Source organism: Pseudoalteromonas sp. 3J6 (assembly GCF_903995135.1).
In the GTDB taxonomy this organism is placed as follows: Bacteria; Pseudomonadota; Gammaproteobacteria; order Enterobacterales; family Alteromonadaceae; genus Pseudoalteromonas.
This window is the reverse complement of sequence record NZ_LR877185.1, coordinates 2,170,217-2,182,901: the sequence shown is the minus strand read 5'-3', so window position 1 is coordinate 2,182,901 and position 12,685 is coordinate 2,170,217. Positions and strand designations below refer to the sequence as shown.

At 38.1% G+C, this 12,685-nt stretch carries 10 protein-coding genes; 5 read left to right on the top strand and 5 right to left on the bottom strand.

Going from position 1 to position 12,685, the window contains the following annotated elements:
- The first annotated feature begins 11 nt into the window (after positions 1-11).
- Positions 12-1,703: an AIPR family protein gene (locus P3J6_RS09860; protein ID WP_198522900.1), complete on the top strand. Its 1,692-nt coding sequence runs from the start codon at positions 12-14 to the stop codon at positions 1,701-1,703.
- Between the two features lie 150 nt (positions 1,704-1,853).
- On the opposite strand, the gene dndE is transcribed toward P3J6_RS09860, so the two are convergent.
- The 5 genes from dndE to P3J6_RS09835 all read right to left on the bottom strand — a co-directional run bounded on the left by dndE (position 1,854) and on the right by P3J6_RS09835 (position 9,078).
- Positions 1,854-2,207 carry a DNA sulfur modification protein DndE gene (dndE, locus tag P3J6_RS09855; protein ID WP_198522899.1) on the bottom strand — a complete coding sequence of 118 codons (354 nt, stop codon included), beginning with the start codon at positions 2,205-2,207 and terminating at the stop codon, positions 1,854-1,856.
- A 1-nt stretch (position 2,208) separates the two neighbouring features.
- Complete coding sequence (dndD, locus tag P3J6_RS09850; protein ID WP_198522898.1) at positions 2,209-4,200, bottom strand: DNA sulfur modification protein DndD; 1,992 nt, start codon at positions 4,198-4,200, stop codon at positions 2,209-2,211.
- Positions 4,197-5,822 (bottom strand): DNA phosphorothioation system sulfurtransferase DndC, encoded by a 1,626-nt coding sequence (locus tag P3J6_RS09845; RefSeq protein WP_198522897.1) that lies wholly within the window; start codon positions 5,820-5,822, stop codon positions 4,197-4,199. Before P3J6_RS09845 ends, dndD begins: the two co-directional genes overlap by 4 nt.
- A complete protein-coding gene (dndB, locus tag P3J6_RS09840; RefSeq protein WP_054452429.1) occupies positions 5,819-6,904 on the bottom strand; it encodes a DNA sulfur modification protein DndB in 1,086 nt (361 codons plus the stop codon). Before dndB ends, P3J6_RS09845 begins: the two co-directional genes overlap by 4 nt.
- A gap of 116 nt (positions 6,905-7,020) precedes the next feature.
- Complete coding sequence (locus P3J6_RS09835) at positions 7,021-9,078, bottom strand: DNA phosphorothioation-associated putative methyltransferase (protein ID WP_198522896.1); 2,058 nt, start codon at positions 9,076-9,078, stop codon at positions 7,021-7,023.
- 462 nt (positions 9,079-9,540) lie between these two features.
- Between P3J6_RS09835 and P3J6_RS09830 the strand changes: the two genes are divergently transcribed.
- The 4 genes from P3J6_RS09830 to P3J6_RS09815 all read left to right on the top strand — a co-directional run bounded on the left by P3J6_RS09830 (position 9,541) and on the right by P3J6_RS09815 (position 12,685).
- Positions 9,541-10,017 (top strand): hypothetical protein, encoded by a 477-nt coding sequence (locus P3J6_RS09830; RefSeq protein ID WP_198522895.1) that lies wholly within the window; start codon positions 9,541-9,543, stop codon positions 10,015-10,017.
- A gap of 2 nt (positions 10,018-10,019) precedes the next feature.
- Entirely contained in the window at positions 10,020-11,150 is a 1,131-nt protein-coding gene (locus P3J6_RS09825; RefSeq protein ID WP_198522894.1) for a DUF1570 domain-containing protein, read from the top strand.
- Between the two features lie 381 nt (positions 11,151-11,531).
- Positions 11,532-12,200, top strand: a complete 669-nt coding sequence (locus P3J6_RS09820) for a hypothetical protein (protein WP_198522893.1) — start codon at positions 11,532-11,534, stop codon at positions 12,198-12,200.
- Entirely contained in the window at positions 12,197-12,685 is a 489-nt protein-coding gene (locus P3J6_RS09815; RefSeq protein ID WP_178957007.1) for a hypothetical protein, read from the top strand. The genes P3J6_RS09820 and P3J6_RS09815 overlap by 4 nt, the downstream gene beginning before the upstream one ends.

Genomic DNA, 12,685 nt, shown 5'->3' with positions numbered 1-12,685 from the left:
AGGAAAATAAAATGGCTAATATTAATGACTTTAAATTACTGGGGCTTAAATGTGAAAAATACTTCAAAGAGTTAATAAAAGTTAAACACATAAATGTGGCACAAGATGTAGATAGAGAGAGAATAGGTTTTTACTACTTTATTTTGGACAATTTATTCGCTGTTGATGATGCAGACGAAGTAAGTACCTATGTAACCGATACCGAATTCAACAATATTTTGGGTGAAGACAAAAGTGATGATTGCGGAATCGATGCTGTTTATATTGATGATGAGAATAACACAATAAACCTATTTAACTTTAAGTATAGAAACGGGTTTAAAGCAGATTCAAAGCAAAAAATAAATGATGTGATTAATTCAACTAAGTATATAAATGCTATCTTTTCGGATGACTTTGATGAATTAACTGGTAAACCTAAATCTTTCGCTGAAAGAATAAAGTCGTTATATGACTCTAAAGAAGTATGGAAAACAAAGCTTTATATAGTAAGTAACGATTCAAACCCCGTAAATATTGATGATAAACATATTAAAAACTTTGTTCAAAGTTACGATATAGAAATAGTCCCACTTTCTCTTTCTGAGATTACAGATTTCATGTCTATTCGACCAGAGCCGATTAATGCAACATTACTTTTACCGAATGATGCACTAATGTCCTATTCTGAAAATTCATTAGCTACAGCTAGATCATATATTGCAAGACTTAAAAGTAGTGATGTTATTAGAATTACATGTAATGATCCGAAGATGAGAAATAGATATGATCTAGAAGATTACAATGAATTGAATGATGTACATTTAGATTTTTCAGTGTTATTCGATAATGTGCGCGGTTTTGTTAGTAAATCCAAGTACAATTCAAATATTTATAAATCTCTGGAAGAGCACCCAGAGAAGTTTTTTATGTACAACAATGGAATAACGATTGTTGCTGATAAAATTGAAGCTGAGCCAGTTAATGGCCAAACTCAGATGAAAATTTCAATGAGTAATTTTCAGGTTTTAAATGGTGGACAAACTTTAAGAACAATCCACAATTTTAATGAAGATAATGAACGAAATATTATAGACTACCTCCCTAAAAGTGAAGTTCTTGTAAGGATTTTTCAAATTAAAACCGATAGTGGAGAAGTAAGTAAAATAGCGGAATATACAAATAGCCAAAATGCTATTTCGCCACCTGATTTAAGATCTTTAAATGAAAAGCAATTAGAGCTGGAGAGTTATCTTAAAGAGAAAAATGTAAACTATGTAAGGAAATCAGGAGATATTGGTAAAGATGATCTTGACTATGATATGACGATTTCGATGGTCAGGTTTGGTCAGTTACTATATTCAATAAATGGGAATCCTGAGAAAGCAACTAGCTCTAAACAAAGTATTTTCAGCAAAAAATACGACGAAGTTTTTACTGAGGATAGGGAATACCTAGTTAAGTCGTACGACATAATTAAAAATTATTTTGAAATAAAAGCGGCTTATATAGGAACAGATTATGAGAGTGTCGATGTTAAGCATTATTATAATTTATATCTTGATCAGATGTTTCCTAATGTTTCTCGTGAGGCAAAGATCAGAGTCATTGAGGAGCTTTTAGGTGAGTATGTAGTAGAAAAAGAAACATCTGCCGTCAGAAAAATGAACCAGAGCCGCTTTAAAGAAGAACTTGTTGAGAAGATTAAAAAATCTATGGCATAGTAATTATTTAAAATGGTTGGAGGTGTTCCAACCATTACACTTTTCTCATAATGGTATAGAGTTCAGTACTTATCATTAGCCTACACAATATAAAAATTGATTTAAAACTGTCTTAAGTGCAGTAATTCCTAAAAAATTAAATGAGAGAGATCATAAGATCGCATTCACTAAAGTTACAAGTGTACTTTGGTTGCGTATTGAGCTAATTCCATCCTCAACATGTGCTGCCCATGCTGTTTGTAATTCTTTATCAGAATACTCAGGGTAGCGCTGTTTAAGTAATAACTCAGTTACCATTTGGGTTTTACCCAACCACGTAAATTTATCGAGTTTAAGGCTACCAGAGAGCTTGTAGTCTTTTTCTTTATTAAAAATAAACCCCTTTTCGATAGAGCGAAAAAATGCGATACGGGCTGCTACGTTGGGTGTAACGCCTGTTTTGCCTTTAAGGGTTTGCAGCTGTTCTTCAACGGCTTTATTAAGCCACATAGTTTGTGGGAGCATGTTATATGGCCTCCTGTGCAAGCTCTGCCCAAAAGTAACCTTCTCGCAGGGTTGAACAATTAGTATGTTGGTTAAACTCAATTTCGAATGCGTGAGATACTTTATGCTCAATGGCTTGGTAAAAGTCTTCGTCTACTTCGGTATCGGTAGAAAGCAGTATTACTTGCTCGCTGGCCTCTGGGAAGTAGTGCTTAATTAGTTTATCGCGGTGCTTTGAATCTAAACGGCCCAGTGGCGTATCTACTACTACAGGCAGTACTTTACCCGAAAGCTTGCCAAGTGCTTCTAAAATAGCGAAAGCAAATATTTGCTTTTCACCTGCCGACATAGATTTACGGTTAATGATAACGCCTTCGGCATCGACTAAGTTTACGTCAAAGCTGGTTGGGTCTATTTTAGCTGAAAGCTTTAAGTCTTCTTTACGGGCAAGCTTACGGTATGCTTTTACAAATAGCTCTTCTAATTGCGTTACACGCAGCTCTGTAAGGGCGTGTTTAAAGTCTTGCAATACATATTGGCTAAGCTCTACACGCTCAACGGCTTTATCGGCTGAGTGGTTGTTTTTAAGCTTGGCGTAGTCCTTCTCTAAGCGTTTAGCTAGCTCTAACTCTTTAGCTTTGAACTCTTTAGCTTTAAGGAGTTCGCTTATGTACTCTTTGCTTGTTGTATCGCGTTGTTTTTCAAGTTCGCGCAGCGATGTATAAAGCTCGTGTAAGTCGGCAGCGTCTGGCGCTCGCTCAATATTAATTGAAAGTGAGCTTAATTTGTTTTGCGTTTGAGTAAGCGCTGTTAAAAGCTCTTTTATTAGCGCTTGCGATTGTGAAGCCTCTTGTACCTGTGCGTTTATAAGCGCAAATTCAGAGTCTGAAATATCTAGCTTTGGCTCTGCAAGCGCCGTTTGATTTACCAGTTGACCAAAGTAACTATTTACAGTTGCCATTATATCGCTGCTTTGGGTATCAAACTTTTGATTAAGCGCGCTTTCAAGGTTTGGTAAGGCTTGCACTAGCTCGTTACCAAAGGCTTTAGCTTGTTTAATTTGTTGATCGCTGGTTAGCTGTTCAATTAAATTTTGCATAGCTGTTGGCGCAAGTGCCATTGGTAGGCTGCCGCTTAGCTCTTGGCGTATTTTAGCGGTTAGCTCTTTTTCAAGCTCTATAAGCTCAGAGGCCTGTGCTTGCTCTTGATCTTTGGTTTTAGCCCATGCGCCACCTTGGGCCTGTATTTCGTGCTCCTTGGCGGCTATTTTGTTTTTAAGCTCGGTTAATTGTGCACCAATGCTGTCGGCTTTATCTCGTGTGGCATTTACTTGCTGAGTAATTTGGTGTTTTTGATCTTCTGCGGCTTTAATTTTTTTAAGGGTGTCTTTGTCGGCGGTTTCTGCGCCTAGGCCTTTTAAGTAAATATCAAGGTCGTTGCTTAGGCGGTTTATAATATCGATTCCTAGCAGTTTTTGTACGGCCTCTTTTAAGTAAGAGCCGGTGTCGTCCTCTGCGAGCTCTGCTATTTTTTCACCATCAAAAAAGAATAAATCGCCAATACCTGGTGGGACTATTTCATGTAAAAACGCTTGTACTTGCTCTGAGTTTAATGAGGTATCTTGCTCGCCATTAATAGTGAGTGTTAACTTTTCATCGCCTTCTAGCTGCCATTTACGGGTTACTTCGTAAAGGTTATGTTTGCCCTGATGCGTATGTGAAAAGCTAAGCGTTATACTGCCCTCGGCATCTTGCTGGGCTTTGGTTGCCGTTTTATTGGTTTGCTCGTTTAAGTAGCTTAGGTAATCTTTTTTAGTGATTACAGCACCCAAAGCGCGTTTACCTAATAAGGCTAAGCGAATGGCGGTAAGAATAGATGTTTTACCCGCGCCATTTAAACCACCAAATAAAATAATAGGGCGCTCAAACATGCCTTCTTTACGCGGGTCTAAGTCTATAGTGGTTTGGCCGTTAAAAACTCGAAAGTTATTTAGGGTCAGTGTTTTAAAAATCATTCTATGCCCTCAGCTTTGAGCAATGCAGTAATTTGTTTTAGGTCGTCTTCAAGTGCTTTAACTTCGTTACTTTGGCGCATTTGGCTCTGACGAATATCTAAATTAGAGGCAATAATAACTTCGGCGCTTTCCCAATCTTGCTGAATTAAGCGGCCAATACGATTAAAAATACCTGTACGACGGGCAAGGCCACTCATTTGAGTTTCAACGTCTATTAATTTTTTAACCATTTGCGGCGATACGCCATGCTTAGGTGCAATGTCGTTAAGTAATTGACCTTCGGTTAGGCTAAATTGGTTTGAGTCGTCTATTGTCCAGTCGAGCTTTATGCCTAGCGCATCAAATACAATAACGGGTAGGGTATCGTCCCAATCTGGTTCGTTAGGATCGTTTAACCATTCGTGCCTTACTGCGTGTAACTCATCAACGGTAATTAGCTCTACATCACGCTCTTGGTCGTTAAATTGCTTTTGTATATTAAGCAGTAAACGCATGGCATGCTGGCGATACTTTAATTTATAAGGGCCTGTTGTGTAGTCGTCTGTTAATACGCGCTCTTTGTCTTCTTTTAGGGTTTTAAACGCTAAACGGCCATCGCGACGAATATGGTTGCGGTATTTCTTTTTAAGCTTAGGCGATGTACTACGCGATAAAATATTGCGGTATTTAAGTAGTGGTGTCATCCACTGCTCGCCGTTTTGAATGAGGCTTTCCATTGCGCGGTCGCGCGTTACTACAGTACATGTCCAACAACCAAAACGAGAGTTACCACATGATGGTGTGGTTTCATCAATAACCATTGGGCATTCGCCTTGGCCTGATGAGTCTTTGTATAGGTTCCATAACACAAGGTTTTTACCGCCCCATGGGTTTTCCCATTCTAGGTCGTACTTATCAAACCATTTGTTTTTAGTGCCGTATGGCGTTTCTTCGGTTTTTAAGTGGCACAGGCGTAGTATTTTCCACACATCGTCAACACTCCATGTATCAATTGGCGTGTAAATAAAGGCGTTGCTTAAAGTGGTGTGTACGGCTAAGTCTGAACCATCAATTTTGTGTTTTTTAATTACTTGCGCACGTGATGCGCTTTCTTGTGAGCGAGAACCTAGCACTACGATTACCTCGTCGTATTCGCTTACGCGCTCTTTAATAAAGGTACTTACTGGGTCGATTTTCATTCGCTCTGTACACCAGCGAAAGTTACGCGTTGGTGCAGGGTAACCTTTACCCAGTAAGTTAGCCCAAAACGTATTGTTTGATTTTGGCACTACTTTATGTGAGGTAATTGGTAGGCCTTCGCGCTTTGCACCTTCTTCAATTAGTTTTAGTGATTTATCGACGTGATCAACCACCATAGGTGTTTCAACTAAGGTGTCGGACGCGACTACAAAAACGGGCTTGTGGCGGTCTTCTGGTTTTAAACCAAGTAATGCAAAGTAAATTAGGGTCATTACGGCAGATGAATCTTTACCGCCACTGTAACCTAATACCCATGGGCGTTTGTCAGCCATGTATACTCGTTGGGTGTCGGCTACAAAGTTATGTAGCTGGCTACCTGCAAACGATTCGTTTTCGATAAATTCAATGTAGTCTTCTAGATCGTACTGGTTTAATAATTTCATGCGTTTAAGTATTCATTCTCTTTTTGTACATCTTCTTTCGAAAGAGGGAGGCCAATTTCACGTTTAATTTGCATGCTTGTAAGGAAAATATTGCTCATAGCTTTTGAAAGTCTGCCATGTTGCATTGCTCTGTGAGCCCAAGCTGGGTTACTTTTAAGCCAGTTGATGTTGGCAATTAACTTAAGCTTTTTTTGTTTTTCTGATTCACTAAGAGTTAGTAAGCTTTTACCAACTAGTGCAAGTGCTTGAAGACCAATACCATGTGCCGAAATATACTCTTGTCGAAATTCTGCAGCCGAAAGCTGTTTGTTTTGTACTTGTATCCATTCTGGCATATAAATATTTAGTGCTTCCCAGTACTTTGCAGCAATTTGCCTTTCGTCTTCATTAAAGCCTTCCTTAGTCCCTTTGCCAAGTAAAACGCGGTTTGCTTGTTTAATGCCACTAAGGGTAAACAGTTTACTACTTTTAACGGCAATTGTAGAGCGTTCAAATTCAGTAAATCCTGCAAACGGTTTTGTATTTAAAGCTAAATAACGAGCAAGTTCAGATGCTTGATCGCGGTGATCGTACATGGTGCCAAGCGATGGGCTAGGGCGCACTGCGTATTTATTTAAATCGGCAAACATTTGTTGACTGCGTTGTAGGCCTTCGTCTACAAAAAATAGTACAGCGATGTTGTCTTGACTGAGCTCTGGGCGCTCTTTTAAGGCTTCTTCAATAGCTGCTCGACGGTGTTGTCCATCGTTTATTAAAATTTGCGCATCCATTGGTACTTTTAAGCTGCCAATATTGCTGTTTTTATCTACTTCAATAAAATCGATCTCAGCACCAATTGAGGCGGTAATAGCTGAAAATACATAATCGTGTGGTGACTCAACTAGGTAACGAGCCATTTCGGGTATGCGACCTTTATTGAGAGTACGTTGAGCTCTAAGCTCTACGGGGACTTCTTCTTCGTCATACATGAAGATTTTAGGTATGAGCCTTAAAGGGCAGGTTGCTATATAAAATGGTTTGCCAGCCTGTTGGCCACGAACTGCGGGAAAGCTGTAGCAATAGTTGCTTTCAAGGTTACTCATAATTTAATCCCATCACGTAAGGTACGTAATATTATTACGTACCTTACGTGATAAATACAGCTTTTATTGCCATATCTTGAATAATTAAATCTAGTTCTTTGTTATGGTTGGTAATTTTATTTCTTAAAAAATTTGTCACCTTTTAACTCAACAGCCCAATAATCAAAAACCTTCTGCAATATTAACCAATCAGGCCATTCTGCTTTGGTTACGCCTTTTAGCATATCGGCTAATTTTTTATCAAACCGTTGTTGGTTTTTGTATTCGCTACTGCCTTTTTGTAAATAATTTATTTTATTATAAAACGGCTGATAGGGGTAAATATCTCCGTAGTAAAAATAGTCGATATCTTGCTCTAGCATTTTTACTTTTATTCGCTCGATTAGTAATGGCAGCTTTTTATTAAAGTCATCGTATTTTAAAAATGTAACCTTGCCTGAGCGCATGTGTATTTTTACCAAATCAACGTCGTCAATATCGCCATACAATTGCACGGCACAGCCTATATAAACACGCAGTATTGCGGGGAGTTGGTTTAAGTAACGAGTGGGTAAAATATACGAGTGGTTGTCGTGTAACTCACCGAGCTGAATTTGCTCATAAGCTTGGTAACAAGCATTACCAATATCAGCGGGCTCTGCTATTGAGAATAGCAGTTGTTTTGCTTGCTCTAATGCTTGGTTGTAATCACTAAAATGTACTTTTAAGTCTCGCGTTAGCCTTGCAGGCATGTGGCTTTTAGCTTGGCGTTTACCAAATAGGCTAAGTGCAAAATAAACCAGTAAATCGTGTTTTCGTTTTTGTTGCGCTTGCTCAAACTCATTTTGTTCATAGTAATTTTGCAGCAAGCTAAATGCTTTGTTGTGGCTGGCAAAGTATTTGCGCAGTGTTGTGCTTTGCTCAAACTCATCGTTTGCGGGTAAACGGCCAAAGTGCAGGCAATGTTGCCAAAAATCATCAAGCAGTGTTTGGTGTTTTTCAAACAAGGTTTTTTGCTGGGCTTTGGGTAATGCTTTTGGTTGTGGCCTTTGGGTTATATGTTGCCAATTATAATTTTGAAATTGTAGCTCTAAGTGATGGGCTTCTTCTAATTGTGGGCATTTAAAAATAGCAATTATGCCTTGCCCAAACGCCATTGTATTAACGTTTAGGGTTTGCTCTATGTAAGCTCTTATTTGGGCTTGGCTATAGTATTTTTGAAACGTATTCCATTTAGTTATTACGCCATCTTTGTATTGTTTAAAATGTTCTTGTTTTGCCTCATTGGCGAGCATTACTGATACTAAAAGCAATTTTTTAGTGTGTTGGTAAGCCGCTTTTAGTGTGTTGATACGTTCTTGTCGATCTTCAATAACATTGAGTACAAAACCTAAATTAACAATATCACTTACTTGCTTATCTCCGTTTGGCCTATGCACTGGATCCCATGCGTTAATATTGAGTCCGTGGGCTTCTAGCTCAGTTGCGTCGTCAGCTAAGCCGCAGCCGTAATCAAGTATTGAATAATCACCATTTAAATAACCGTACTTTGCGAGCTTTTGAAAAGGCGCTGAAAGCCTATCGCGATTTATTGCGGTTAAATGGCGTTGTATTGCTTGTGGTTCATTTTCAATTTCAGGCTTTGGTATTTCTGCTAGTTTTTTTAACCTGCCTTGCTCATCAAGCTCGTAGCCTTTGCGTTTAATTAAATTAAGCCACTGCTGTTTAAAGCCAATACTTTTGGTATTTTGGTACAGACCAATTTGCTCGCCTTCCTCGGTTATATCTTTAAATAATGTGAAGTGGGGATAACTTGGGAGAACAAAGGTTTCTTTACGGTGCAATATGGGTGGATTATTTGAGCTACTGTAGTTGGTTGTTTTTATTGTTAGTTCATCAACATCAATTGTATAGCTGGTGTGAAGTGCCGGGTATGCGTATTTATCAAAATCAGGGTAGTTAAGTAGAGTAAATTTTAAGTCTCGTTTATAGAGCTTTATAAGGTTCCACGGTTGTTCTACTTTAAGTTTTTTAATGGTGCTTTTTATGAAGCTGAATAGTTCAGGTGGCAGGGCTTCTTCTAATGAGCTGTTATGTAAATAAATGGCAATTGGTAATGATTTACCCTGTTTGAGCTTTTTTACTAAATCACGGTATTGAGGAAAGTTTAGTGATATCGGTAAGTTAGCAGCCATTTAAGTTACTCAAATAATTAAGATAACTTAATATACATAAGGCTTTTAATAACAACAAATTTGAAGACTGCTGCCAAGAAAATTCCCCCGTCATTTTGCCCGAAAGGACTCAATTGATGAGTAATTAATTGCATGGATGCAATTAAAGCTGTGACTTCGCCATGGATGGCGAATACACGGCGTTTACGTTTATATCAATTTAAGCTTTGAGGAAAGTGCAAAATGCTCGGGGCGCCGAGAGATTCCAAAGAGAAGTCGGCGGTTACTTCTCTTTGGTTGCCGTCGCCAACGCGACTTCTACTTAAATTTGCAATTAAAAATTCCCGCCACAAACTGCTCCAACAATTGCGCTCAGGCATGATTTAACAATTCGCTTAAACTATCTGTTTCTATTTTAGATTCAATCCTCTATATTCACCCTAGGCGCTCAACGGAACACAGCACTCAATTTAGGGATAAATAATGATTAAATGGATTTTATTGATACTACTTTGCCTATTTACTTCTCTCCCGCAAGCGTACGAGCAATACTCGCAAGAACATTGCGATAGTATTGTAAAAGAACGTGAAACAATACGTTTACGGTTGCGTCAAGGCTATAGGGTGAAAGAAGGTGAGCGGTTAAAAGCACGGTTCAAATCTTTATTTGAAGAACTTGCAAAGCATTGTGATAAACCCAAACAAACCAATCGAACACATCAACGCTCTTCGGCTTACAGCTCAAGTAATAATGCATTATTGCGCACGCAGATGCCTAATATGAAATTGCATAGCGACAGCTATAGCGATCCTGAAAAGCTGGCTGCGTGGTCTGAATTTTATACTTTACCAAAGCGCTGCCGTTCAAAAGGCATGCAATCATTCGATTTCGTATGGTGCAGTGAATATCGTGGTGAACAAAAACGCTTATTTGAAGCCCAATGGAAAAAGCGACGATAAAGATGTTGAGCACAAAATGGCGCGTGCTATTTGTATTTATTGTGCTGTTAATTGCAGCGGCACTTATTGCTAACCACCTAACTGGGCGGGTATTCAATTACCATGATCCTATTGGCAGTGTGCGGGCTATTTACGAAGATATAAAAGCCGAAATCGAAATAATTAAAGAAGCAGAGCAAACCCTAATTCAACCCTCTGCAGGCTCGTTTACTACTAAAACAGTAATACAAAACCATTTACCACAAGCCGATACAACGCGTTGTACAGATGTTTCATTAGGTGAAGTTAAATATAAGCGTAATGGCAATATTTACACTTGGACTGATAGCCATGGTGTGCCCCATTTTAGTGATACTAAGCCAGACTTTGCGGTTGAAACACTTGATACTGACTTTGTTGAGTCGCTTGATTACTTTGAATTAACGCTACAGGCCGCTAATTTACCGCCGTCGTTTACAGAAAAATTACGGATAAAACTAAATACTGTATTTAAAGTGTATGGCCAAATTATAGGGGCAGATGCATTAAAAAAGGTAAGGTTAAACCTGACCGTATTCGCAACACGAGGTCGTTACGAACAAGCGATTAAACAGCGCGGGGCAGATCCAAGTAATACAGATGGTATATATTTTCATGCTACTAACTCTGCGTTTATATATTATCGAAACGAGCAAAACGCAATGCGCACAGCAATACACGAAGCGGTGCATGCTATAAACAAAGCAATACTAGGCACAACTCCTCGTTGGCTTAATGAAGGGCTGGCTGAATATTTTGAATATACCAACAACAGCATGCAATTAGTCAGCATTGAACCTCACCTAAGTTGGATAAGTAACAAACACATAGCGCAAAGTGTTTTTACTATTAATTGGTTGATAGGTTTAGATAACAAATGGCAAACAGCTGATGACACTAAACTTTATGCGAGCAGTTGGGCGGCGATATATTTTTTAATGGGCTCGAGCATAGGCAAGCAGTTTTTAAAAAGCGTTATGTTAGCCGAGCAAAATTCACCTTGCAGTAAACTCACTGCTGAAACACTGGAAAGTATGCTGTATCAGCACTTTCCGCAGCTGTCTAAAGACTATAAAACATGGTTAAACAAACCATTTATAAAACATCGTTTTTAAAAAGATATTAAAAGTTGCGCTTTTCACGTCAGCAAACTGTACGCCCACGGTAAAATTTAAAGGACACTACCAAACAACTTTCCCGTGATCACACCCGAAATTGAATTAATGATGAGTAATAGCTGCATGGCGGAACTTTGTTCCCGACAAATTCCAAGTACCTAAATCCCTTTAGGCAATGCGATAAAAGCTCAGCTTAAGGGATGAATTATTAGCAGCAGAACTTAATTGCAAACTGATTGCCCTTTGGTTGCCGGGTAAAGCAGTGAATATACCTAGTATTGTAGAGTACATATTATATATGTTTATGTCTTTCCTATAAGTTATTGTGTTTTATGTGTATGTTGGCATAATTAGCAAAAAAATTTACAAGGAAAGTAGGTGCAATCAACTACTACAAATACAGAATATACTGCTAGCCCTTCTGCTCTTAACGAGCAAAAAAATAACGCTGTACATACCGATGAAAGCAAATACCAATTTGTTCCACTCACTAAGAATGAATCGTCATTTTTAAATAAAAAAAGAAAAAGCTGGAAGTTTGCAAATCCGAAAGATTTATATACTTTTAGGGACCAACCCGTTGGTATTTTTAATCATTTATTGCACATTGTTATTTTTTTAGTTTGTTTATTTTTGCTTATTTCTATTTATTATTTACCTTTTGATCAAGAGTTTATTAATGGGGTGGGTAGCTACAACACGATAACGCCACTTGAACGATTTTCGAGAACTTTATTAGTTGGCTTAATTTTATTCAATTTAAATTCGTTAAGGGTTAATTTAAAGGCATACCCTATTAAACGCTATTGGTTTGCTATGGCAGCTAATTCGTTACTTAAAGTTGTTATTTTAAATATTTACTATTTACTTTTGATATTTTTGAGTATGGCTTTTGTTGGTGCCTCTAAAGGGGTGGATTTATTTAGTGCGCTCGAAATGTTTGAAGATAGCGCTAATTATGAACAGTTTTTAATTTTTGATACGTTTATATCGTTTGGCATTATTTGGCATGCCTTTAAGTTTTGTAGAAAGGAGGTTAAGCAGTGAAATATATTATTGTTTTAGCTCTTATCCTAATTTTATATCCTCAGCCTAGTTATGCCAAAAGTGAGTTGCCTTATGGGTGCGATGAGTATTCCAAGGTAGAAGAAAAGAGTTTTGTTTTATTTAATAAAAAACAATTTATAAAGCTTGGAGAATGCGCAGGAGAGGCGTTGGTGAAAGCTAAAAAAATCTATAATATCGCAGCTGCATGTTCAGAGGTGGTTGAAGATAAAAATAGTTTATTAGGTATATTTAGCTTATCGAAGGTTGAAGCAATTAAAATGGGCGTTTGTTTAGGCGCTATTAAGGCAGTTTATAACCGTTACGATAGAGAACTTGTTTTAGTAAATAGTCGTTACCGTAGTACAAAGCGTTATTATAGTTGTAAAAAAGGCATGGCCGCTGTGAATGAGCTCGTTGCAAGCGCAAAAGATGAATATTACAAGCGTTCTGAACTAAGAGACATATTGTGCGATAGAGTGTACTAG